Below are 24,561 nucleotides of genomic sequence, written 5' to 3'. Positions count from 1 at the left end.
GCTGGACAGGTAGCGTTCTGCCGCCCTATTGAAGGCCAACTGACGGCTCTAAAGTCGCGCCCAAATTATCTGGGGTTCGGGGGAAACAATGCACGCGTTGAATTGTCTCGTCGCAGCATCGCTGCTCGTCGCCTCGCTTCAGACCGCAACCGCCAGGGATAACGAACATTGGGTGGTGTCCTGGACGGGCGCGGTTCAGGGCCCATACCCCGTCGGCAATCCGTCTGCCCAGCCGGAACAGAAATTCGCGTTTCCCGAGCCTGCGGCCGGTGCGCGGGACCAGACCTTTCGCCTGATCGTTCGGCCGGATATCTGGGGTCGTCAGGCCCGCATTCGGCTCAGCAACGCCTTTGGCACCAAACCCGTCACGTTTGACGGCGTTTACGTCGGCCTGCAATCGGGTAGTGCCGCGTTGATCCGCGGCTCCAACACTCCCATTACGTTCGCCGGCACGCCTTCCGTTACGGTGTCGCCGGGAAATTCGGTCTGGAGCGATGCGATCGCGCTGCCGTTTGCAAAGCGGCCCGATGACCTCGCCGGCCGCCGGCTTGCGGTCAGTTTTCATGTTGCCGGCCAGAGCGGTCCGATGACCTGGCACGCCAAAGCGCTGACCACTTCCTATGTCAGTGCGCCGGGCGCCGGCGCGAAGGGCGCCCTCGAAGACGAGGCTTCCTTCCCCTATGCGACTGCGTCGTGGTTCTTTCTCGATGCGATCGAGATGACTGCGCCTGCCGATGCCTTCGCCATCATGGCGTTTGGGGATTCGATTACCGACGGGACCGCCTCAACCATGAACGGCGACGATCGCTGGCCCAACGTGCTGTCGCGTCGCCTGAAGGCGGTCTACGGCAACAAGGTCGCCGTCGTGAATGGCGGCATCGGTGGCAACCAAATCGCAGGCCCCGCCGAATATGGTCCCGACAAACCGTACGCGGGTGGCCCCGCTTCGGGCCAGCGGCTCGATCGCGACGTGCTGACGCTGTCCGGCACATCCAGCCTGATCTGGCTGGAAGGCATCAACGATTTCAGCAAGAACGGAAATTTCACGGCCGACCAGGTCATTGCCGCGATGAAGGACGGCGTCGCGAGGCTACGTGCGAAATGGCCGCAAGCCCGGATCATTGGCGCCACCGTCGTTTCGGCATTAGGCAGCAGCAGCGCGGCACATGGTTTTCCCGAGCAGGATGACAAGCGCAAGGCGCTCAACGTATTCATCCGTAGCTCGGGGACATTCGACGGTGTGGTCGATTTCGATCGGGCAACGCTCGATCCGGCCTCGGGTGGCCTCAAGCCGGAGTTCGTTCCCGAAAGCACGACGGGCGGCGCCGGCGACAAGCTTCATCCCAACCGCACCGGATATCTGGCGATGGGACAGGCCATCGACCTCGATCTGTTCAAGCCGGGAAAGATTGGTCGCAGCGCGAAGCAGTAGGGTGAATTCAGAGTCGCCTCTCTCCGTTCGTCGCCCTCAGCTGTCGTAACTCCCTCCATGCGGTTACGAGCTGAACTCACGACCGCTTCGCCGGATCGTGATGACCCGCCGGGAATGCGAAGCCGCAAACTCCGCTCTCTCTCCATGTCGGCCGCACGATGATGCGGTCGCCCCAGGCAGGAGAGATAATCATGATCAAGTCCAAACTGTTCGTTGCCGTCGTCGCCATCTCGGCCGCGATCGCGACGCCCGCCTTCGCGCAGTGGCAATGGCAGTCGCAGGAGCCGGCCGCATACGCCTCGATGTATCCGAATGGTGATCGCAACATCTCGAATCCCACGACGCGGGAGACGATGGCATTCGTCCCCTCGCCGAAATCACCGCGCCCAACGGTGATGCGCGCGACCAAGGGCAAATAGCCGCCGTCCCACCACTTGCCCGTCGCGAACTGGGCCCGGTCATGTCCCGGCCGGGCCCAATGCGCGTTGCCTTGAACGTGGCTTTAGACAATCGCGCGTGCGGATCGGCAGCCAACGAAAAATATTCCGAACAGGATCGTCAGGAAAACGTGATGCAGAAGATGCACGGCGCCGCGAATAATCGCAGCCGCATTCAAATCACTCCACACCAGGGAAGCATGCATGCGCCGGAGACGGCGCGCGGAATCCAATCCACTTCCCAAATGGAGGAAGCTTCAAGTGCGGATCATCAATTGCGGACTGATGCTGGGTATTCTCGCTGCCTGTTCCGGGCAGGCGCGTGCCGACGACAATGTCACAACCGAAATCCAGTCGCTGAAGGCCAAGCTGAAGGAGCTGCAGCAACGCGTGGACTCGGAGGCGCGCAAGACGCGGCAGGTTGAAGCGCAAGCGAAGGCCGTTCAGTTGCCGGCAAGTTACAAGGCGCTCGCCGCCGATCCATGTGCGGCCGGCAAGGTCTGCTACAAGGGCGTGACGTTGACCTTCGGTGGCTGGGTCGATCTCACCGGCATCTACCGCTCACGCAATCTCGCCTCCGATACCGGCTCGGTCTACAACTTCATCCCCTATCAGCAGAGCCGCAACTTCAACATTCCGGAAACACGCTTCTCCGCGCGGCAGAGCAGGTTCTCGGTGCTGGCCGAGGGCAATGCCGATGCCGACACGCACCTCGCGGGCTATGGCGAGATCGATTTCGAAGGTGCGGCTCAGACGGCGAGTTCGGTTGCGACCAACTCGTTCAATCCGCGCATGCGGCAGCTCAGCCTCGAGGTCGACCGCAGCGATCTCGGTCTACATTTCCTCGCCGGGCAATCCTGGTCGCTGAACGCGCCGACCAAGTCGGGCATCGATCCTCGTGGCGTCGACGCGCCCGGCGTGATCGACTTCGAATCCGTTCCGGGATTTCTTGCGGCACGGCAGCCCGGACTGCGCGTCTGGCAGGACATCGGACCGGAGTTCAAGCTGGCTGCCTCGGTCGAGAATGCCCAGACCGCGTTCTTCGGCGGGAATGTCCCGGCCGTCGGCACACCCGCCATCGGACCACAGGGCGTGCTGAACCCGAACCTTCAGGTCAACCTGACCGGTCCCGGCGGCAGCTTCTTCAACAACCTCAACAATGTCAGTCTGAATCAGGTGCCCGACATCACCGTCAAGGCAGCGTGGGACCCACGGCTCGGGCCCACCAAGCTGCATGTCGAGGCGTGGGCGCTCTACCGCCAGCTGTTCGATCGCTTCAACAACGCCAACCACACCTACGACACCGGAAGCTTCGGTGGACACATCTTCGCCGAGCTGATTCCGAAAACCCTCGATCTTCAGCTCTATGGCTCGCACGGCGTGCTCGGCCGTTTCACGGCAACGCCGTTCCCCGACGCGGCGGTGGCGCAGGACGGCACCATCCTCCCGCTGACGATCACGGCGGCCGCCGTCGGCCTGATCTGGCACGCGACGCCCAGCCTCGATGTCTACTCCTATGCAGGCCTCGAAAAGGCCAAGGCGAATTTCGCCAATGTTGGAACGGTGCCGTTCGGCTACGGCAATCCGCTCTACAACAACACCGGCTGCTTCACCGAAAACTCGCCGGCCGCGACCTGCAACGGCAACACCAGGGAGGTCCGGCAGATCACGACCGGGATCTACGACACCATCTACCAGGGCAGTTTCGGTACGCTGAAAGCCGGCCTGCAGTATTCCCACACGCAACGGTTCGCGTTCGCGGGCGTCGGCGGCGCTCCGAGGACGGACGACAACGTCGTCATGACGCAGATCCGGTACTATCCGTTCTAATCACGGAGCCACGCGGGCTCGTAGCCTGGATGGAGCGAAGCGCAATCCGGGAATCCTGTCTCAAGCGACGGAGGTCCCGGATTACGCTTGCGCTCCATCCGGGCTACTTCAGTGCTACGGCTTGTTGCCGAGCTGCGCGTGCGGCCGGCCGAAGTCGGGCGCGGCCGAGTCCTGGCCGATTTCGACGATGCCGCGGCGGATGGCGCGGGTGCGGGTGAAGTGGTCGAACAGTGCCTCGCCGTCGCCGCGGCGGATCGCGCGGGTGAGCTTTGCCAGATCCTCGGTGAAGGTGCCGAGCATCTCCAGCACGGCTTCCTTGTTGGCGAGGAAGACGTCGCGCCACATCGTCGGATCGGATGCCGCGATGCGCGTGAAGTCGCGAAAGCCGCCGGCGGAGAACTTGATGACCTCGGACTCCGTCACCTGCGCCAGCTCGTCGGCGGTGCCGACGATGGTGTAGGCGATCAGATGCGGCAGATGGCTGGTGATCGCGAGCACGAGATCATGATGATCCGGCGTCATGATTTCGACCTTGGCGCCCATCGCCGCCCAGAACGCACGCAGGCGATCGGTGGCAGCCGCATCAACGCCCTCCGGCGGGGTGAGGATGCACCAGCGGTTGATGAAGAGCTCGGCGAAGCCGGAATCGGGGCCCGAATGCTCGGTGCCTGCGACGGGATGCGCTGGCACGAAATGGATGCCTTTCGGTAGATGCGGCGCCATATCCCTGACGATGGCGCCCTTGACCGAGCCGACGTCGGAGATGATCGCGCCGGGCTTGAGATGCGGGGCGATCTCCTGCGCCACCGGGCCGCAGGCGCCGACGGGAATGCAGAGGATAACGAGATCGGCGTCCTTCACGGCTTCTGCATTGGTCGCCACGACCTGATCGACGATGCCGAGCTCCATCACGCGTGCGCGCGTCTTCTCCGAGCGCGCGGTGGTGACGATCTCGGAAGCCAGGCCCTGGAGCTTCGCGGCGCGCGCGATCGAGCCGCCGATCAGGCCGAAGCCGATCAGCGCGACGCGCTGGAAGTGCGGGGTCGCGCTCATCGTCCGGCCATGAAGTCGCGCAGGCCCTCGAAGACGAGGCGGTTGGCCTCCTCGGTGCCAATGGTCATGCGCAGCGAATGCGGCAGGCCGTAGTTCTTCAAGCCGCGCAGCACCAGCCCGCGCCTGGTGAGGAAGGCGTCGGCTGCGTCCGAGGTCTTGCCCTCGGTGGGGAAGTGGATCAGCACGAAATTGGCGACGCTCGGCGTCACCTTCAGCCCGAGCTTGCCGATCTCCTCGGTCAGCCAGTTGCGCCAGGTCTCGGTGAACTGCTTCGACATCGCCTGGTGCGCGGTGTCCTCGATCGCGGCAACGGCGGCGTACATGGCCGGCGTCGATACGTTGAAGGGACCGCGGATGCGGTTGACCGCATCGATGATGTGCTCGGGGCCGAACATCCAGCCGATGCGCAGCGCGGCGAGGCCGTGGATCTTGGAGAAGGTGTGCGTCACCACCGTGTTCTCGGTGGTCGCGACCAGCTCGATCCCCATCTCGTAATCGTTGCGCGAGACGTAGTCGCAATAGGCTGCGTCCAGCACCAGCAGCACGTGCGAGGGCAGGCCAGCGCGCAAGCGCTTGACCTCGTCGAACGGCACATAGGTGCCGGTCGGGTTGTTGGGGTTGGCGAGCCAGACCAGCTTTGTCTTCGGCGTCACCGCCTTGAGGATAGCGTCGACATCGCAGGTGAGGTTCTTCTCGGCCGCGATGACATTCTTTGCGCCGACCGCCATGGTCGCGATCGGGTAGACCAGGAAGCCGTGCGTGGTCGAGATCGCCTCGTCACCGTGGCTGAGATAGGTGTGGGCGAGCAGGTTGAGGATCTCGTCCGAGCCGGCGCCGCAGATGATGCGGTTGGGATCGAGCCCGAAGGTGCGCCCGATCGCTTCGCGCAGCACGCGCGAAGTCCCTTCCGGATAGTCTTCCAGATGATCCGCCACGTTCTTGAACGCCTCGATCGCCTTCGGCGAGGGCCCGAACGGCGTCTCGTTGGCCGAGAGCTTGAACACCTTGCGGCCGGGCTCCGCCACTGGAGTCTTGCCGGGCGTGTAGGGCGCAATATCGAGAATGCCGGGATTCGGCACGGGGCGGGACATCTTCAACTCCGGACTGGCTTAAGCGGTTCGCGACTTACGATTTCGACCCGGTCGGGGGCACCGTATAGCGCGTTGCGTGGCTGCCGACGAGGGCCGTGGAGCGCACCGAGGCCCCCGCTTCGATCAGGGCAGCCTTGATCTTGTCGATGCTGCTTGTCGCGGTGACCGAGACCAGCAGCGCGGCACCGTCGAAGGCGGTGTCGGGCACCGCCACGATTTCGGCGAGCGGCGACAGGGCGCGCGCGACCTCCGCATTCCACCCAGAGACGCGGACGCTGAAGGTCTCGACCTCCGTCACCAGGGCGCTGTCGGCGACGCGCGAGACCGCGAACACGGGCAACGCCGCCGGATGGTCGGCGCGCTCGACAAAGGGCAGCCGCGCGATGATCTTTGGCGCGCCGGCTTCTTCCAGCGACAGCCACCACGGCGTGCGGCTCGAAGTCGCCGAGACCAGCGCCAGATCGCCCTTGGACTTCGCGACGGCCTCGACCGCCGCCTGCGCGCTGAAATGCGCGACGTAAGGCACCGTGAAGCCGAAATGGAATCGCGCGGAATCGCGCATGGCCGGCTCGCTTGCCGAGATGTCGGCGTGCACCGAGAACGGGGCCTGGACATAAGTGAACGTCGCGATGATGACGCGCCAGATGCTCTCGACCGTATCGAGCGGCAGGATGCCGCGATGACGCTGCACGAGGTCGCGCATCATGGAGGCCTCGCGTGCCGGGCGGAACGCCGAGCCGACCTCCTGGGTCTGCTTCACCTGGATCAGGCGGTCGATGATGTCGCCGCGTTGCATCAGCAGGCGATGCATGCCTTCGTCGATCGCGTCGATCTCCTTGCGCAATTCCTGGAGCGATGGTGGCGCGGGCGGACGATGGGACATGTCTGACAGGTGCTGTTGAGAGGCGTTCCAATGCGGATCAGTCGAGCCGTCACCGCTGTGATGGATATCCTGATTAGGCAGTCGGGGCTGCGAAAGCAAAGAGAAATGCAAAGGGAAATCGGGCCCTTTCCGCCCGTGGCGCGACAGGCGAATTTGGCTGATCCGGGCCGTGACTTGACGAAAACCGTCCAAGACGGTAGTTTTTACCCGTTCCGTGGTCATTTGAGCCGGCCGGCTTGCAGCCACGTTAAAAAACTCGCTAAACAGGCCGGGGACGCTTTCGATCCCGGCCGAACCTATCGTTCAGGCCGGGTTTTTCATGGCCTGATGTCAATGCGGTCACCACGACGACCGCAAAAGAGGTCGATGGTCAGATGGTTGGCGTCCAGTCAATTCCGAGTCCCGCGATCACCGCCGACGAGCGGTCGCACGAGGTGGATCATCCGAGTTCGCACGTCGCGCAGTTTGGCTTGGAACAGCCGCTGCGGCTCGATTGCGGTGTCGATCTCAGCCCGTTCCAGATCGCCTACCAGACCTATGGCGAGCTGAATGCCGATCGCTCCAACGCGATCCTGATCTGCCATGCGCTGACCGGCGACCAGCACGTCGCCAATGTGCACCCTGTCACCGGCAAACCCGGCTGGTGGGAGACTTTGGTCGGCTCGGGCCGACCGCTCGATCCCAGCGAGTATTTTATCATCTGCTCAAACGTGATCGGCGGCTGCATGGGCTCGACCGGTCCGGCTTCGATCAATCCGGCGACCGGCAAGGTTTGGGGCCTCGATTTCCCCGTCATCACCATCCCCGACATGGTGCGCGCGCAGGCGATGCTGATCGACCGGCTCGGCATCGACACGCTGTTCGCAGTCGTCGGCGGCTCGATGGGCGGCATGCAAGTGCTGCAATGGACGGCGGCGTATCCGAGCCGGGTGTTCTCCGCGCTGGCGATCGCCTGCTCGACACGACATTCGGCGCAGAACATCGCGTTCCACGAGCTTGGCCGCCAGGCGGTGATGGCCGATCCCGACTGGCACCATGGCGGCTATGCCGATCAAGGTATCCATCCGCATCGTGGGCTCGCTGTCGCCCGGATGGCGGCGCACATCACCTATCTCTCCGACGCCGCGCTGCATCGCAAATTCGGACGGCGGATGCAGGACCGCGAGCTGCCGACCTTCTCGTTCGACGCCGACTTCCAGGTCGAGTCCTACCTGCGCTACCAGGGCTCGTCCTTTGTCGAACGCTTCGATGCCAACTCCTATCTCTATCTGACCCGCGCGATGGATTATTTCGACATCGCCGGCGACCATGGCGGCGTGCTGGCGAAGGCGTTCGCGGGAATCCAGACCCGGTTCTGCGTGGTCTCCTTCACCAGCGACTGGCTGTTCCCGACCTCGGAATCGCGCGCACTGGTGCACGCGTTGAATGCGTCAAGCGCGCGGGTGTCGTTCGCCGAGATCGAGACCGATCGCGGTCACGACGCGTTCCTCCTCGACGTGCCCGAGTTCTTCGACATCGGCCGTGCGTTCCTGCAGTCGGCAGGCAAGGCGCGCGGGCTCACCGCCAAGAAAGCTTAAAGGACGGCTAGTCATGTCTGTACAGGAAGCGCTGCCGCTGGGCGGCCTTGCGACCGGGCAGCCCGGTGATTTTCGCGCCGACCATGTGCTGGTGGCCGAGATGGTCAAGCCGGGCTCCAAAGTGCTCGACGTCGGGTGTGGCGAGGGCGACCTGCTCCAGCTGCTGGAAACCCGCGGCATCGACGGCCGCGGCATCGAGCTGTCGCGCGAGGGCGTCAACCGCTGCGTCGCCAAGGGTCTTGCGGTGGTGCAGGGCGATGCCGACACCGACCTCGTGAATTATCCGGATGACGCCTTTGACTACGTGATCCTGTCGCAAACCTTGCAGGCGACGCGGCAGCCCAAGGTCGTGCTCGAGAATCTCTTGCGCATCGGCCGCCGCGCCATCGTGTCGTTCCCGAATTTCGGCTTCTGGAAGATGCGGCTCCAGCTCCTGATCGGCGGCCACATGCCGCGCACGGAGAACCTGCCGGCAAGCTGGTATGACACCGCCAACATCCATTTCTGCACCATCAAGGATTTCGTCGAGCTCTGCGATGCGATCGACGTCAAGATGGAACGTGCCGAGGCGCTCGACCTCTACGGCCGTCCGCTACGGCTGCGGATGCCCTGGTGGGTGTGGAATCTGTTCGGCGAGCAGGGCGTGTTCTTGCTGACTAGGGGCGGCAGGAAGTAGGCCCCGCCCGTAGCGTGTGGTGACGCCTTCGCGCTAATGAGCCGCCAGCGACCTAGGATCGCGCGCCGCCCATCGCCCCGCTTCCACCAGCGTGACGAACCGTTCCACCGTTTCGTTGAACAGCGCAGGCTCTTCGAGATTGAGCACGTGGCCTGACTTCGGAAACATGGCGAGCCCTGCCGCAGGCAGATGCTTCTTCAGGAACAGGCTTGCGCCCACGCACGGATCGTCCTCGTCGCCGCAGATGATGAGTGCCGGCGTCGTGGCCGCTCTGATCGCGTCCGTCATCGTAAAGATCGAGGGACGGCCGGCCTGGAAGCCGCGCATCGTCCGCGCCGATCCCTTGGCGTCGTGCCGCGCCAGGGCGGCGTAGAAATCGGCGTGGCCGCGCGGGTCCTTCACCAGGAAGGGGAATCCGGCTCGGCGCCTCGCGCGTGACTTTTGCGACTTCGGCTGAGCCGAGCATCTCGAACTGCTCCGCGTTGGTGCGGCACTGCTTGCGCCAGGCGTCGAGGTTGTCGATCTCCGAGCCCGAGCCGACGCCGACGAGGGTCATCGACAGTGCACGTTGGGGCGCGTCGAGCCCGATCTGGAGAGACGAATAGGCACCCATCGAGAGGCCGACGAAGTGCGCGCGATCGATCTTCAGATGATCGAGCACCGCGAGCGCATCGGTGTAGAAATGCGTGTAGCCGTAGACGTCGCCATCAGGCACGTCCGATGGCGTGTAGCCGCGCGCCGAATAGGTGATGCAGCGATGGCCGCGCGAAAAGTAGCGCATCTGCGGCTCCCAATTGGTGTAGTCGGCCGCGAATTCGTGCAGAAAAATAATCGGCGTGCCGGTGCCTGCTTCTTCGAAATAGAGGCGACAATTGTCCTTCGTGAGGGCGTGAGGCATCCGGTTTTCTCCCTGAGGTGGCTGCGGCATTGGAATGCCGTCCTGCGGTGAGCGCATACGACCCTAACACTTATTAATCATCGTCGAAAATCTCCGCGACCGCGTCTTGTTCTCGCCACATCAGGATACTGATACAGCCCGCGGATGTCGGCCACCGCACGGGCCGATTGGGAAGTGGGGGTGTCAACGAAGGATGAAGAATGTTCGAGTTGTTTGCGTCTCGCCTGTCGCGCTGTGTCGTCGCGCTGGCTGTTTTCTTCGCGGCGGTCGCCGCCTTCACTTCCCCGGCGTCAGCACGACCTCATCGTCATAGCGCAGAGCGCCACGCTTACGCGCATCACGCCAGCAGACATCATCATTACCGGCATGCACGCAGCTCGCGCTTCGATCGCGGCGCGGCGCAATTGCAGGCGAGCGGCTTCAGCAACACCTTCGCCAGCTATGACCCGAACGCCAATATCGGCGGCATCGCCATGAGCGGCAGCGGTGGAATGGCCATGAGGGGCAACGCAGGAATGGTTACCAGCGATAGCGGTGGGATGATCACGCGCGCCAGCCGTCGAATCGCCACGAGGCGTGGCGGTGGGATGGCCACTAACGCGAATGACGGCGGCGTGGCCCATAGCGCCACGGGCAGCGGCGGCTTCGGTGGCGGATCGGGCCTCGTGTCCGAGGCGCGCCGCTATGTCGGCGGCAATCCGACCGGCCGCGGCAGCCTGTGGTGCGCGCGGTTCATGAACATGGTGCTTGAGAAGACCGGTCACCGTGGCACCGGCTCCGATATGGCGAATTCGTTCGCCCATTACGGGACGCGCGTCTCCGGTCCGCAGGTCGGCGCCATCGCAGTGATGTCGCGCGGCGGCCGGGGCGGCCATGTCGGCATCATCACCGGCGTCGACGCGCAGGGTAATCCGATCATGATCTCCGGCAACAACGGCAACCGCGTTCGCGAAGCACCGGTCTCGCGCGGCCGGATCTATGCGTATGTGATGCCGAACTGACGGCCGTCATTGCGAGGAGCGGAGCGACAAAGCAATCCAGACCGTCTCCGCGGGCGCATGCCTGGATTGTGTCGCTTCGCTCGCAATGACGGGCGGCGCCAGCGCGCCGCGTCACACCAGCTTCGGCTCTTCCAACGCAACCGCGTCGCCCACGCCGATGTCGCCGTCGGCGATCACCTCGGCATAGATGCCGCAGTCCATGTGGCCGAGATTGCTCGAGAGCGTGGTCGGGATTTCGAGATCGCGCCTGGCGGTCTCGGGGTCGACATTGGTGGCCGGGCAGCGCTTGATGCGCTTGACCACTTGCAGCCGGGCCTGTCCGATCGCGAGCGTCTGGCCGACAAGGTCGAGCTCGGACCAGGCCGGCCAGCCCTTCACGTAGAGATTGGCGCGGAAGCGCAGCGGGTGGACGGCGGCGCCGCCGAGCATGGTCTCGAGCGCGCGGACGCTGTCGAGATTGATGATGGACACGACCTTGCGGGCGACGTCGGAAAAGCTGTGGTTGCGGCCGGACAGGATCTTGGGCGGACCTTTCAGCTCCGGCTGAAAGTTCTGGCCGAAGTAGTCCTCGATGGCGGCGCGCCCGGCGGCGGTCTCGAGATCGCCGCTGGCGACGATCTGGCCGTCCTTGCGGATGGTCAGGCGGTTGGTCGCGTCCTCGAACCGGCTGTCGAGCGAAGCCAGCCGCTCATTGCGCGCCAGCATCAGGAACTGGATCTTCGGCTTCCACTGCGGCTGCTCCGGATCGAAGCCGCTGGGGCCGTTCTCGATGGCGTAGCGGCGGTCGGCGGGCAGGGTCTGGCCGGCTCGCAGGGAGACGCGGGGCAGGGGCTCCGGCGTCAAGCCCTTGATCGGATAACGGTAGAGGCCGGTGATCTCGGCGGTCTGGCTGGCTGTCATTGCGCTAGGGGTCATGCCGCTACTTAGGGGATTCGGCCCATCGGCGCCAAGCGGGTGGATCCGCGCACGAAATTGTGAACTCGCCTCTTCCGGTCGGAGGCCTCGCTTCCCACATCTGGGTCAGGCCGGCGCCAGCGCCGGCTGATAACGACCGTTGCCGGTTGAGAAACGTCAATGCGGTCATCGGAAACCCAATGAAGATGCCGTTTGGAGTGCCTTAGAGGGCTCCAGGGGCAGGCCGAGGGAAAGACCACGATATGAATATCGAAAAATATACCGAACGCTCCAGGGGCTTCGTCCAGTCCGCGCAGTCGCTTGCGGTGCGCGAAGGGCACCAGCAGTTTTCGACCCTGCACGTCCTGAAAGTGCTGCTGGACGACAATGAAGGCCTCGCTGCCGGCCTGATCGACCGTGCCGGCGGCAATTCCCGCGCAATCCTGAAAGCGACCGAGGACGCCCTGAACAAGGTACCGAAGGTCTCCGGCGGCGGCGCCGGCCAGATCTATCTGGCGCCTGAGCTCGCCCGCACCTTCGACGCCGCCGAAAAGGCCGGCGAGAAGGCCGGCGACAGCTTTGTCACGGTCGAGCGGCTGCTGCTCGGCCTCGCGCTGGAGAAGACCAGCGAGGCGGGCGCGATCCTGGCCAAGGGCGGCGTCACCCCGCAAAACCTCAACGCGGCGATCGAGGCGCTGCGCAAGGGCAGGACCGCGGACTCCGCCACGGCAGAGAACGCGTATGACGCGCTGAAGAAATATGCCCGCGACCTCACGCAGGCGGCGCGCGATGGCAAGCTCGATCCGGTCATCGGCCGCGACGAGGAGATCCGCCGCACGATCCAGGTGCTGTCGCGTCGGACCAAGAACAATCCCGTCCTGATCGGCGAACCCGGCGTTGGCAAGACCGCCATCGCCGAGGGCCTGGCGCTGCGCATCGTCAACGGCGACGTGCCGGAGAGCCTGAAGGACAAGAAGCTGCTGTCGCTCGACCTCGGCTCGCTGATTGCAGGTGCAAAATATCGCGGCGAGTTCGAGGAGCGGCTGAAGGCCGTGCTGCAGGAGGTGACCGGGAGCGAGGGCAATTTCGTCTTGTTCATCGATGAGATGCACACGCTGATCGGCGCCGGCAAGGGCGATGGCGCAATGGACGCGTCCAACCTGCTCAAGCCTGCGCTCGCCCGCGGCGAGTTGCACTGCATCGGCGCCACCACGCTCGACGAGTACCAGAAGCACGTCGAAAAGGACGCGGCGCTGGCGCGGCGTTTCCAGCCGATCTTCGTCAGCGAGCCCTCGGTCGAGGACACGATCTCGATCCTGCGCGGGCTGAAGGACAAGTACGAGCAGCACCATGGCGTGCGGATCACCGATTCCGCGCTGGTCGCCGCCACGACGCTGTCCAACCGCTACATCACCGACCGCTTCCTGCCGGACAAGGCCATCGACCTCATGGACGAGGCGGCCGCGCGGCTCAAGATGCAGGTCGACTCCAAGCCGGAAGAGCTGGATTCGATGGATCGGGAAATCATCCGGCTGAAGATCGAACAAGAAGCATTGAAGAAAGAGAGCGATGCCGGTTCGAAGAGCCGCCTGCAGACCCTGGAGAAGGAGCTGGCCGATCTCGAGGAGAAGTCCGCGGCGCTCACCGCACGCTGGAGCGCGGAGAAGAACAAGCTCTCCGACGCCCAGAAGCTGAAGGCCGAGCTCGACGGCTTACGGGTCGAACTCGCCAACGCGCAGCGGCGCGGTGAATTCCAGAAGGCCGGCGAGCTGGCCTATGGCCGGATCCCCGAACTCGAAAAGCAGCTTGCAGACATCGAGGCCAAGGAGAACTCCGGCGAGATGATGGAGGAGGCGGTCACCGCCAACCACATCGCGCAGGTGGTCTCGCGCTGGACCGGCGTGCCCGTCGACAAGATGCTGGAAGGCGAGAAGGACAAGCTCCTGCGGATGGAGGACTCGCTCGGCAAGCGCGTCGTCGGCCAGGCCGAAGCCGTGCATGCGGTCGCGACCGCCGTGCGCCGTTCGCGCGCAGGGCTGCAGGACCCGAACCGGCCGACCGGCTCGTTCATGTTCCTGGGGCCCACCGGTGTCGGCAAGACCGAGCTGACGAAAGCGCTCGCCGAGTATCTGTTCAACGACGAGACCGCGATGGTTCGCCTCGACATGTCCGAGTACATGGAGAAGCACTCGGTCTCGCGGCTGATCGGCGCGCCTCCGGGCTATGTCGGTTATGACGAGGGCGGTGCGCTCACCGAAGCGGTGCGGCGCCGGCCCTACCAGGTCGTGCTGTTCGACGAGATCGAGAAGGCGCATCCCGACGTGTTCAACGTGCTGTTGCAGGTGCTCGACGACGGCCGCCTCACCGACGGCCAGGGCCGCACCGTCGACTTCCGCAACACGCTGATCATCATGACCTCGAACCTCGGTTCGGAGTTCCTGGTGAACCAGCCGGAGGGCGAGGACACCTCGGCCGTGCGCGAGCAGGTGATGGGAATGGTGCGGTCGCACTTCAGGCCAGAGTTCTTGAACCGCGTCGACGAGATCATCCTGTTCCACCGCTTGCAGCGGAGCGAGATGGGCTGGATCGTCGAATTCCAGTTCGCGCGGCTGCAGAAGCTTTTGACGGATCGCAAGATCGTGCTGACACTCGATGTTGCCGGCCGCGACTGGCTCGCCGCCAAGGGCTGGGATCCGGCCTACGGCGCACGGCCGCTCAAGCGCGTGATCCAGCGTCACGTCCAGGATCCGCTCGCCGAGATGATCCTGGCCGGCGACGTCAAGGACGGCGACAGCGTTGCGATCTCCTCCGAGGGCAACGTGCTGACCTTCAACGGCAAGGCACCGCAGACCGCGGAGATCGCCCAGTTTGAGGCGCCGGTGTCGAAACGCAAGCTGAACTGAGCGTAAGGAAAGGCTCCGAATCTGACAAAACCTCCCCGCGATGCGGGGAGGTTTTTTTGTACCGGTAATGCGCGGAATTTGCTTCGGGCGACGAGCAATCAAGGGGCGCGCCGTGTGCGTGACAAATATCACAATCTCTGGCTGCGTCGTTGCGGCGCACGCAGGGGCCGTGTGTTATAAATGGGACACGCTCTACGCTTTCTCTGAGAGCGTGTATGAATCCTCTTGAACAATTTGATCGAGACTCGCCACAATCCCCCAGCAGATATTTAATGGGATTATGGCGAAGCACGGCGTACGCCGGATATTGCTCGCGCGAGAGTGTGCTTTGGTTCAAGGGCAGCTCGTCGCCATAGCCCGAAAGAAATGTTTTGGGGGCGTGCGATGCGAATTGGCTTGCTGCGATTGATCATATGCGCCTTCGCGGGGTTGGTTGTGTCGGCTTGCGATCCTGTTACCGAACGGGGCTACATAACCGAGGGGGCCGGCGCCAATCTCTATTCGCCTGATGCAGCGAGGCAGGCACAGCTACTAAATGAATAGATTCAGTTCATCTGCAGTCAGGCCGGCCAGAATTGTGGAGGCGACTGGAGAGGTTTCGTCCAAGCTGGCATGAATGACATCGATCAGCGGTGCGATGGATTTTTGTTGTGGATCGACGCGAAACGCCGCGATCGCGAGCCGGTGCTGGCTGAAATATCGGCGATCAACACCGCTGTGCATGCGGTCATGACGGTGACAGGATCGAATCCTGGCGCGCTTAATATCGTAACTGCCGCTTTCGGGCTTGCGAGCGCAAGCTACGCAAATTGGAATTCACGGCTGCTGATCGCGGTAAACCAGTCGACGATCCAGCAAGTGGTCTATGATTCCCAGGGCGAGTATCGGAAGAAGATTCAGGGCTGGACGGTGCCGGATCAGCCGACGGCGATCTATTTGCTGCGCAATTATCTCCGCCTGTGCATGCCCACCACTATCGAGGCAACCATCAACATCACGACGACGCTCGTTCACAGCGACGCCCCGGCGGCGGCGCAGAAGGGAGTTGTCGTTAGCAACATGACAGCGCCGAGCGCGACTGTCCCGAAAGCAACCCGAATTTCCTCGACTTTCGTGACCGATAGCGCGTCCGTTATTCTTCAGAAGTTCATCGATCCCAACGGAACGGGCGATCGTGATCCCGATCGAGTGAACCAGCTTGCGCCGTTGTTGGCGCAAATCACCGACCCTGCGACTGGTCAGCCGTTGCGTACGCCACGCGATCTCACGCGGTTCTTGCAGAGCAAGGAATTGGCCACTCAACGGCAGAACGTCGTTGGGCAGCTCAAGGCGGCCGGGAAGTTGTAGGTCACATTTCGAGGGCAATGAAATGAGTTTAGAAATTCAGGTTATGAACGAGGTTCCAGAAGACAGCCTCAAGGCAATCGTCAAGAGTTTTGCACAAGACGGTGCCAAGATCGTTACGGCTATCAATGATTCCAAAGGCAAGTTTTCGGTCGAAGCCACCTTCATTGATCCCGGTCCGCAAACGAGCATCATCATAAGCGGCAAGATGTCGACCTTCGGAGGTCCGCAGGATATGGGGGTTGGCGCGAACGAGGGGCTGGCAATTTACGATGCCTCGAACGCTGGCACGGCACCTGCAGGACTTTTCCTCGACGCGCAACCGCAGGGCACGACCGGACTCGCGCGGCGCCTCAACCCGGCCTTCAACTATCTTGCATGCCGCTGGGATTATTCAACTACTCCGCAAGACTTCCTGCGCGGGGCTACGGTCACAGTGTCTGCAAACGGGAAGTCGGTCACGGCAAGTCCGGCGGATTGGGGACCCAACGTTGCAACAGGCCGCATTGCTGATCTTTCGCCCGGCCTGGCGCACGCGCTCCACCTGGACACGGATGACAACTGCACGCTGCGAATTCCGATGCCGGCGGGAGCACAAATAGCGGCGCCCGCGACGTCGCCGGCACTTCCAATCGACATCAGAGCCGTCAGTGCTGCAATCCTGCCCGCGAACATGGCTCACAGCCTAGCCGTTGTGACCGCCTATGGAGATACGCTATATTGGGTGATCAACCTTGTCGGTTCAGACGATGGGGGTCAAAGCCTGTTGCGGAGCGTTGGCGGAGCGGCTGCCCAAGCGATCCTCAACAATACCGTCGTTCTTCCGGTCCAGTCGGGACCCGATATTCCGGATGCTGTGGCGGGCGAACTGAACAAGGCCGTGCGTAAGGATCCGTCAATTATCTCGGGGCCTCCGGGTACGGCGCCTGCGACCAGTAGCGAAGCACGGGCTAAAATGTTCGCGGCGACGCGGGCGTTCGTCGGCCACAGCACGCGCAATGTGCCGGGCACGCAGAATGGCAATCTGGCCTGTGCCTGGGCTGTGAATGAGGTTGCACGTATTGCTCTCGGCAAGCCCATTTCCACCGAACGACATGGTGACAACGGGTTGGGCACCGATGGGTTGTTCGAAGCGCTGAAAGCTGGCCATACCCGGCTGAAGTCAAAAAAAGACGCTCGGGCAGGGGATGTGATCATCGCTCCCACCATCGGCGTAAACCACGGACATACCGGCATCGTCGGCGAGACGAATGGCAGTGTCGATGCCACACAGATATTTTCGAACAGCTCAGGTCACGCCGCGTTCGCACAGAACTTCAGCATTGGATCGTTTCAGCAGCACTACGAGGCAAACGGATTGGAAGTGCTGTTCTTCTCGTTGAAGCCCGCGGCTTTCGTTTGATCTTGGATGACACCTTTGTTGATGTCGTTTGCGACGGTGCCCGTCATCAGCTCGGCTGGCGTGCCTGATGGCGTCTTGCTCCCAGGACCGTTGCCAGCTTCACTCTGCTGGCTTGACGAAGGCGATCGACGCCAGCCTGGGATGCATCTCGTGGGCGCGGCCAGGTCGGCTCGAGAGAGCCGACCGCCCCTCAAGAAATTACCGGTTCGTCACTTGCACGGACCACCCCTTGCGTCCGTCATCCGGCCGATGGCGCCGGCGCGGCCGCCCATCATACCCTCGAGCCGGTTGTGCTCCTTCTCGAATATGGCGACCATTGGGGCTTTCAACGTTGACGACCTTATCGCGTGAGAGGCGACCTCTTGAGTTGTCCTCCGCCGATCGGCTTCCCGTCACCGGGAAGCCGCGTACCGGTCCATCGCGTCGCTAGGTCTGCCGGCGGCCGCTACTTCTTCACCACCTTGTAGATCGCATTCTCGACATCCGAGCTGAAGTAGATCACGCCGCTCGCCCCGACCGCGACGCCCGTCGGAATATGGGTCGGCAGTCCTCCCGGCGCACCCACGAGGCCGATCGGGAGATTGGCCGCGATCTCGGTGATCGTGCCATTCTCCGGCGCGATCTCAATCAGCCGCTTCGCTCCGACTTCCGCCACGATCAGCTTGCCGTCGCTGGCGCGTGCGATGCCTTCGGGCACTTTGAGGTCCTTGGCGATGACCGTCTTTTCGCCGTTGCTCTCGATCATCGAGACGACGCCGGAAAAGGCTTCGGTGACATAGACCTCGCTGCGCGATCCTGCGACGAGCCCGACCGGGCCCTCCAGGCCGCCGATCAGTGTGGTGCGGTCCTTGCCGTGCTCGCCGCTGACGCGGACCAGTGATTTGGTGCCGAGCTCGGCGACCAGAATGCTGCCGTCCGCGAGCACGAGCGCGTCGTGCGGCGCCTTGAAGCCGTGCAGCATGTCGCGGGTGGCGCCGGTCTTGCCGTCGATCACCTGCACCGTGCCGGTGAACCAGCTCGACAGGACCACGTCGTTGCCCTTCGCCGTCGCGCTCATCGGATATTCGAGCGTGACGCCGGCGGCGTGCATGCGCGCCTTCTCGGTGACCTCGCCGGTCGCACCGTCCACCGTGCGATAGGCGAACACGTCGGCGACGTGGATCGTGTCCTTGCCGTTCTCCGACGTGACGCCGATGCCGCCGGGCAAAGCGAGCTTGCCGATGATGACCTGCCGCGCCTGGCCGGTCGCCGGATCGACCTCCTGGATGCCGTTGTCGGCCATGTTGGAGACGTAGATGCGGTCCTTGTCGTCGATCGCGAGATTGTCCAGCGATGGCTTCGATTGCGCGACCATGGTCTTGGCGCCCGACTTGGTATCGACCCGAACGAGCTGGCCGAGCGCGGTGTCGACCACCCAGAGATTGCCCTTGAAATCGAAGTTCACCGCGGCCGGGACCTTGAAGCCATCGGCGACGACTGTCAGCTCGGCCTTGTCGACGTCGATCTTTGCGACCTGTCCCTTGAACCAGAGCGGACCGTAGAGCTTGTCGTCGGGACCGAACTCGAAGCCGTTGAGGCCGCCCATCTTCTCCATGATCTGGCGCGGCGGTTTGACGCCCTCGACGTCGATCTCATAGAGCGTGTCGCCGAGGAAGACGGTGGTGGCGTACAGCCTGCCGTCCTTGCGGAAGGCGAGCGAGTTGATGCCGGGAAGGCCGGAAGCGAGCTTCTTGATCGGGCCGTCGCCCTTGCGCGAGTAGAGATCGCCGGCCAGGAAGCCGGTCCAGGCCATGGTGCCGTCGGGCGCGAATGCGATGTCGTCGGCCATTCCGACCGGAGCTGGGATTGCAACCTTGGCGGTACCGCCGGCGATGTCGACCTCGTAGAGCGCCGCGCCCGCGACGCTGCCGGCAAACAGATGGCCGGCCTTGTCGATCGCAAGCCCGTGCACGCCGTGGAACGCCGAGCCGGGGACGAGCTTGGTGACCTCCCAGTTTTCGGCCGAAACACTGGTGGCGGAGACAATCGCAGCAACGAAGGCTGCGCAGGCGAGCCTGTTCTTCATGGCGAGACCTCCCGTTCTTTGGAAAGTATTCGCTCCTCATGCCGCTTTGGCAAACGAAACTTGACGTTGTGATGCCGCCAGGCGAGCTCGGCGCGACAACGTCAAAACCGGATCGTGTTTGAAGATGATCGGCCGATCTCGGCCGGTCGCCGGCTTTTACCTGTTGGTGACCTGCAACGGACCGCCGGTTGCGTCCGACATCCGGGCGATGGCGCCGGCGCGGCCGCTCATCATGCCGTCGAGCCGGTCGCGCTCCTTCTCGAAGCCGGCCAGCATCGGGCCTTCCAGCGAGCGGCCGCGCGGCAGTTTCACACGGAGCGGATCGACGAAGCGGCCGTTGACCAGGATTTCGTAGTGGACGTGCGGGCCGGTCGACGCGCCGGTCGAACCGACGAAGCCGATCACCTGGCCCTGCCGCACCTTCTTGCCGGGCTCCATGCCCTTGGCGAAGGCCGACATATGGCCATAGGCGGTCTCGTAGCCGTTGTTATGCTTGATGCGGATGTATTTACCGTAGCCGCCTTCGGGGCCGGCCTTCTCGATCACGCCGTTGCCGGAGGCGAAGATCGGCGTGCCATAGGAGGTCGCCCAGTCGACGCCGGTATGCATCTTCACGTAGCCGAGGATGGGGTGACGTCGGCCGCCGAAGCCGGAGCGCATGATGGCGTTGTTGACAGGCTTGCGCACCAGGAACTTCTTCGCGCTCTTGCCGGTCTCGTCATAGTAGTCGACGACGCCGTCGTCGGGGCTCTGGTATCGGTAGTATTTCTTGGTCTCGCCGCCGAGCGTCAGCGAAGCGAACAGCACGTCGTTCTTTTCGCTCGCGGTCACGCCTTCGTCTTCGCCGGCGTAGAACACGTCGAATGAATCGCCCGGCGCCACCTTGCGCTGGAAATCGACGTCGTAGGAATAGATCTTGATCATGTCGTCGATGACGGGCATCGGCACTTTGTTGCGCATCGCGGTCTCGTAGATGCTCTGGTAGAGCCGCACGCCCGTGCCGTCGTCGTCGTCATCGTCGTCGCTGTTGGCGTTCGCCGCCGCGTCGGCGACGGTGTTCATGCTGGAGACGTCGACCGCGACGTATTTGCCGAGATCGGACAGCGCCGCGATCGCCTCGACCATGGTCTCGTTGGCGATGACGACGCGGTAGGGCTGCAGACGGGCGCCGGGGCTTGCGGGCGCCATCAGGATGCGCAGCTTCTCGCCTTCCTTCAGGCCGCCGTCGCGGCCACGCGGACCGAGCGTCGCGGTGATCGCCTTGATCTCCTCGGCCGTGGCGCCGAGATCGCGCAGCACGCCGGCGACGCTGTCGCCCTTCTTGACCACGTGGACGCGTTCGCCGTTGGGATTGCCGCCGGTGATCTGTTCCTTGGTCTTCGGCAGCAGCGTGACATTTTCCGGCACCACGCGCGTCTCGAAGCCGGCATAGGGATCGGACGGCGACACTTCGGTGGCGTAGGCGCTTCTGATGTCGGACGGGCCGGTCGCGCCGGAGACGTCGGCCGCAGCATTGGAGAGTGCGGCGTAGCGCACCCCGCCATTGCCGCGCCAGTTCGCGGCATCACGGACCCGCATCAGGATGTCGTCGAGCGCCACCACTGCGGAAATCTTGGCTTTCGGCAGCACCTGGGAGAGGTCCTTGGTGACGAACGAGACCTCGGCGTCGGGTTCGACGGCTTCCGGATTGTTGGGATCCTCGGATGCCGCCTTCGGATCGGAGCCGACATCGGTGAGAAGGCGCTGGGCGTTGAATGGCGGGATCTTCGCCGACAGGTCGCTCGTCGTCATCGACAGATTGCCGGCAATCCTGATGAAGGGACGCACCCGCATCACGTCGCGGTTGCCGACGCGGGCGACGGTCGAGACGCGCACGATGTTGCGCGAGGCCGTGGATTCGTTCGGCGGCGGCAGGCGGTCGCTCTTGTGCAGCGTGGCGGCGCGGTCGGCTGCGCCGAATGCGCCGCGCAGCGCGCCTTCGACGCGCTCCGGCACCTTGGCGAAGGTCATCTCACCGTCGAGCGAAGCGAAAACGGCGCCGCCGATCAGGGCTGCGCCGCAAAGTCCGGTTAGAATCGTCCCGCTGAACCATTGCACCGAGACGCGGCGGCGATCGATGACGGCGGCTTCGGAACCATCGACGGACAGCGGCGGCTCGTGGCCGAGATCGATGATCCCGGTCTCACGCCCGTAAGCGCCGCGTGACGTCCTGTGGTTCAACCCAAGTCCCCCAATCAACGACCCGAGAGCCCGATTTCGAGCAGCCCCGTTCTGAGCAGCCCTAGTTTCGAGCCCCTCCTTACGCCGCCCCCTTCGGGGCGTCTCCGGAAAAGGCAAGCCGCATAGGCGTCCGCGGTCAGAAGGCCCAGATGACGGACCGGCCGAAATTACGAACAGCTAAGCGGAAAAAGATCTCTCGATGTGTCTCGAATGTCTGAAGAAGGCCGCTTCATCGGATGATCGCCTTCCTCTGACCCCACACAAACCGCCGGCAGCCCCCACTGGCATCCCTGCGATTCAAGCTTTGTCTGTACCAGAACGCCGGGGGATTGTGGCTCAAGTACGGCGCCTAATATGGAAAAGTTTCCCGAACGACTGGGCGCCGAGGGCCTTCCAGGGGCGGGGGCTCCCAGCCGCGTTCAAGGCGCCTCCATGCCGCCTCCGGACCCCCCTCGGGCCCAAACTTTTTTTGAGTTTTTTCTCCGCGCTGGCCCGATCCGGCCGCTCGGCGACTTTCTAACCTGCTGTAAATACGTGGATTTTTCGAACAATCCACCGTGCGACGATTTTCTGACAATGGTCGTTGACAACCCCGATGGGTGGGGCCTATAACCCGACCACTGAGCGCGGCGCCGCCGGGTCACTGACCAAGGCGAGCGAACGCGCCACTGATGCTCCTCACCTTGTTGAGTGACACAACAGTCGACGTAAGTCGATTGGAGTTCATCCATCGTCGGTAAGGGTGTCGGAACCCTTCCTCTCTGGAAGGTTGGGGCCTCCTGGTCCCGGGCTGTTTGACAAGTGAAGATGAAGAAAGAGAAACGTGGACGGCGGAGTCCTTGCGCCTCTCGGATACTGAAGAGCTTCGGCTTTTGAGTTCTGAGAGGGGACGAAAGACTTCGGCGGTACACGTTTTAAGGTTACACCATCGTTGCCAGCGATGTGAATCGCGGGCAGCTCATCGACTTCGGTCGATGGAAAAATGGTGGGACCTCGTCAAAACGTTGTGATCAGCCGGTTCAAAGTTCAAGTCCAACTTGAGAGTTTGATCCTGGCTCAGAGCGAACGCTGGCGGCAGGCTTAACACATGCAAGTCGAGCGGGCGTAGCAATACGTCAGCGGCAGACGGGTGAGTAACGCGTGGGAACATACCTTTTGGTTCGGAACAACACAGGGAAACTTGTGCTAATACCGGATAAGCCCTTACGGGGAAAGATTTATCGCCGAAAGATTGGCCCGCGTCTGATTAGCTAGTTGGTGAGGTAATGGCTCACCAAGGCGACGATCAGTAGCTGGTCTGAGAGGATGATCAGCCACATTGGGACTGAGACACGGCCCAAACTCCTACGGGAGGCAGCAGTGGGGAATATTGGACAATGGGCGCAAGCCTGATCCAGCCATGCCGCGTGAGTGATGAAGGCCCTAGGGTTGTAAAGCTCTTTTGTGCGGGAAGATAATGACGGTACCGCAAGAATAAGCCCCGGCTAACTTCGTGCCAGCAGCCGCGGTAATACGAAGGGGGCTAGCGTTGCTCGGAATCACTGGGCGTAAAGGGTGCGTAGGCGGGTCTTTAAGTCAGGGGTGAAATCCTGGAGCTCAACTCCAGAACTGCCTTTGATACTGAGGATCTTGAGTTCGGGAGAGGTGAGTGGAACTGCGAGTGTAGAGGTGAAATTCGTAGATATTCGCAAGAACACCAGTGGCGAAGGCGGCTCACTGGCCCGATACTGACGCTGAGGCACGAAAGCGTGGGGAGCAAACAGGATTAGATACCCTGGTAGTCCACGCCGTAAACGATGAATGCCAGCCGTTAGTGGGTTTACTCACTAGTGGCGCAGCTAACGCTTTAAGCATTCCGCCTGGGGAGTACGGTCGCAAGATTAAAACTCAAAGGAATTGACGGGGGCCCGCACAAGCGGTGGAGCATGTGGTTTAATTCGACGCAACGCGCAGAACCTTACCAGCCCTTGACATGTCCAGGACCGGTCGCAGAGATGTGACCTTCTCTTCGGAGCCTGGAACACAGGTGCTGCATGGCTGTCGTCAGCTCGTGTCGTGAGATGTTGGGTTAAGTCCCGCAACGAGCGCAACCCCCGTCCTTAGTTGCTACCATTTAGTTGAGCACTCTAAGGAGACTGCCGGTGATAAGCCGCGAGGAAGGTGGGGATGACGTCAAGTCCTCATGGCCCTTACGGGCTGGGCTACACACGTGCTACAATGGCGGTGACAATGGGACGCTAAGGGGCAACCCTTCGCAAATCTCAAAAAGCCGTCTCAGTTCGGATTGGGCTCTGCAACTCGAGCCCATGAAGTTGGAATCGCTAGTAATCGTGGATCAGCACGCCACGGTGAATACGTTCCCGGGCCTTGTACACACCGCCCGTCACACCATGGGAGTTGGTTTTACCTGAAGACGGTGCGCTAACCAGCAATGGAGGCAGCCGGCCACGGTAGGGTCAGCGACTGGGGTGAAGTCGTAACAAGGTAGCCGTAGGGGAACCTGCGGCTGGATCACCTCCTTTCTAAGGATGGTTCTTCAGAAGCTTGCTTCTATCGAACCGTTTTAGAAACATCAGTGGCCAACGGTCGTCAGGATCGTTGAGCTGCATTGGCGGGATTTCGCCGTCTTCGTTTCTCTTTCTTCGCGGACGAACACGCGCTGGGGCTGCAACCTTGCAGAATCCCTGGTCCTTGACTGGATATGCGTTAGGGGCTTGTAGCTCAGTTGGTTAGAGCGCGCGCTTGATAAGCGTGAGGTCGGAAGTTCAAGTCTTCCCAGGCCCACCACACTCATCGAGTGAGCATTCGTCTTCTGGTTACGGGGCCATAGCTCAGCTGGGAGAGCGCGTGCTTTG

Annotated in this window: 16 protein-coding genes, 2 tRNA genes, 1 rRNA gene and 1 riboswitch (1 of these 20 cut by a window edge); of the genes, 12 read left to right on the top strand and 7 right to left on the bottom strand. The window is 62.8% G+C overall.

All coding sequences use genetic code 11. From position 1 onward, the window contains the following. Nucleotides 1-88: 88 nt before the first annotated feature. The 3 genes from IVB48_RS26295 to IVB48_RS26285 all read left to right on the top strand — a co-directional run bounded on the left by IVB48_RS26295 (nt 89) and on the right by IVB48_RS26285 (nt 3,699). Nucleotides 89-1,432, top strand: a complete 1,344-nt coding sequence (locus IVB48_RS26295; protein WP_247404322.1) for a GDSL-type esterase/lipase family protein — start codon at nt 89-91, stop codon at nt 1,430-1,432. 191 nt (nt 1,433-1,623) lie between these two features. Then, nucleotides 1,624-1,851 (top strand): hypothetical protein, encoded by a 228-nt coding sequence (locus tag IVB48_RS26290; protein WP_027565603.1) that lies wholly within the window; start codon nt 1,624-1,626, stop codon nt 1,849-1,851. 279 nt (nt 1,852-2,130) lie between these two features. Then, the gene (locus tag IVB48_RS26285) at nt 2,131-3,699 is read left to right on the top strand and encodes a hypothetical protein (RefSeq protein WP_247404319.1); all 1,569 of its coding nucleotides are present in this window, start codon (nt 2,131-2,133) and stop codon (nt 3,697-3,699) included. 114 nt (nt 3,700-3,813) lie between these two features. Here the strand turns inward: IVB48_RS26285 and IVB48_RS26280 are convergent, their stop codons facing one another. The 3 genes from IVB48_RS26280 to IVB48_RS26270 are packed head-to-tail and all read right to left on the bottom strand — an operon-like array spanning nt 3,814 to nt 6,726. Continuing rightward, nucleotides 3,814-4,752 carry a prephenate/arogenate dehydrogenase family protein gene (locus IVB48_RS26280; protein ID WP_027565601.1) on the bottom strand — a complete coding sequence of 313 codons (939 nt, stop codon included), beginning with the start codon at nt 4,750-4,752 and terminating at the stop codon, nt 3,814-3,816. Continuing rightward, nucleotides 4,749-5,843: a histidinol-phosphate transaminase gene (gene hisC / locus IVB48_RS26275; protein ID WP_247404316.1), complete on the bottom strand. Its 1,095-nt coding sequence runs from the start codon at nt 5,841-5,843 to the stop codon at nt 4,749-4,751. The genes IVB48_RS26280 and hisC overlap by 4 nt, the downstream gene beginning before the upstream one ends. A 34-nt stretch (nt 5,844-5,877) precedes the next feature. After that, the gene (locus IVB48_RS26270) at nt 5,878-6,726 is read right to left on the bottom strand and encodes a chorismate mutase (RefSeq protein WP_247404314.1); all 849 of its coding nucleotides are present in this window, start codon (nt 6,724-6,726) and stop codon (nt 5,878-5,880) included. 204 nt (nt 6,727-6,930) lie between these two features. Beyond that, nucleotides 6,931-7,010, top strand: a riboswitch (SAM riboswitch). Between the two features lie 90 nt (nt 7,011-7,100). Between IVB48_RS26270 and IVB48_RS26265 the strand changes: the two genes are divergently transcribed. After that, nucleotides 7,101-8,303 carry a homoserine O-acetyltransferase gene (locus IVB48_RS26265; protein ID WP_027565598.1) on the top strand — a complete coding sequence of 401 codons (1,203 nt, stop codon included), beginning with the start codon at nt 7,101-7,103 and terminating at the stop codon, nt 8,301-8,303. Nucleotides 8,304-8,316: 13 nt separating this feature from the next. Further along, entirely contained in the window at nt 8,317-8,979 is a 663-nt protein-coding gene (metW, locus tag IVB48_RS26260) for a methionine biosynthesis protein MetW (RefSeq protein WP_007597293.1), read from the top strand. Between the two features lie 52 nt (nt 8,980-9,031). Here metW and IVB48_RS26255 read toward each other — a convergent pair whose 3' ends face one another. Continuing rightward, the gene (locus tag IVB48_RS26255) at nt 9,032-9,877 is read right to left on the bottom strand and encodes an alpha/beta hydrolase (protein ID WP_346659015.1); all 846 of its coding nucleotides are present in this window, start codon (nt 9,875-9,877) and stop codon (nt 9,032-9,034) included. Nucleotides 9,878-10,077: 200 nt separating this feature from the next. Here IVB48_RS26255 and IVB48_RS26250 point away from each other — a divergent pair, with 200 nt between their 5' ends. After that, a complete protein-coding gene (locus IVB48_RS26250) occupies nt 10,078-10,878 on the top strand; it encodes a TIGR02594 family protein (protein ID WP_247404311.1) in 801 nt (266 codons plus the stop codon). A 111-nt stretch (nt 10,879-10,989) separates the two neighbouring features. On the opposite strand, the gene IVB48_RS26245 is transcribed toward IVB48_RS26250, so the two are convergent. Further along, the gene (locus tag IVB48_RS26245) at nt 10,990-11,778 is read right to left on the bottom strand and encodes an MOSC domain-containing protein (protein WP_247404308.1); all 789 of its coding nucleotides are present in this window, start codon (nt 11,776-11,778) and stop codon (nt 10,990-10,992) included. 257 nt (nt 11,779-12,035) lie between these two features. On the opposite strand from IVB48_RS26245, the gene clpB reads away from it, so the two are divergent. The 3 genes from clpB to IVB48_RS26230 all read left to right on the top strand — a co-directional run bounded on the left by clpB (nt 12,036) and on the right by IVB48_RS26230 (nt 17,421). Continuing rightward, complete coding sequence (gene clpB, locus IVB48_RS26240) at nt 12,036-14,675, top strand: ATP-dependent chaperone ClpB (protein ID WP_247404305.1); 2,640 nt, start codon at nt 12,036-12,038, stop codon at nt 14,673-14,675. Nucleotides 14,676-15,287: 612 nt separating this feature from the next. After that, complete coding sequence (locus IVB48_RS26235) at nt 15,288-16,022, top strand: hypothetical protein (protein WP_247404303.1); 735 nt, start codon at nt 15,288-15,290, stop codon at nt 16,020-16,022. A 22-nt stretch (nt 16,023-16,044) separates the two neighbouring features. Next, on the top strand, nt 16,045-17,421 hold the full coding sequence (locus IVB48_RS26230) for a septal ring lytic transglycosylase RlpA family protein (protein WP_247404300.1): 1,377 nt from the start codon (nt 16,045-16,047) through the stop codon (nt 17,419-17,421). A gap of 445 nt (nt 17,422-17,866) precedes the next feature. Here the strand turns inward: IVB48_RS26230 and IVB48_RS26225 are convergent, their stop codons facing one another. Continuing rightward, entirely contained in the window at nt 17,867-19,486 is a 1,620-nt protein-coding gene (locus IVB48_RS26225; RefSeq protein WP_247404297.1) for a hypothetical protein, read from the bottom strand. Between the two features lie 156 nt (nt 19,487-19,642). After that, complete coding sequence (locus IVB48_RS26220) at nt 19,643-21,706, bottom strand: M23 family metallopeptidase (RefSeq protein ID WP_027565592.1); 2,064 nt, start codon at nt 21,704-21,706, stop codon at nt 19,643-19,645. 1,033 nt (nt 21,707-22,739) lie between these two features. Here IVB48_RS26220 and IVB48_RS26215 point away from each other — a divergent pair. The 3 genes from IVB48_RS26215 to IVB48_RS26205 all read left to right on the top strand — a co-directional run. Further along, nucleotides 22,740-24,228 (top strand): 16S ribosomal RNA (locus tag IVB48_RS26215). A gap of 188 nt (nt 24,229-24,416) precedes the next feature. After that, a tRNA-Ile gene (locus IVB48_RS26210) sits at nt 24,417-24,493 on the top strand. A 33-nt stretch (nt 24,494-24,526) separates the two neighbouring features. After that, a tRNA-Ala gene (locus tag IVB48_RS26205) sits at nt 24,527-24,561 on the top strand; it runs 41 nt beyond the window's last position.

Source organism: Bradyrhizobium sp. 76, from assembly GCF_023073025.1.
Taxonomy (GTDB): domain Bacteria; phylum Pseudomonadota; class Alphaproteobacteria; order Rhizobiales; family Xanthobacteraceae; genus Bradyrhizobium.
The sequence above is the reverse complement of the archived record's forward strand: the minus strand, read 5'-3'. Positions and strand labels throughout refer to the sequence as shown.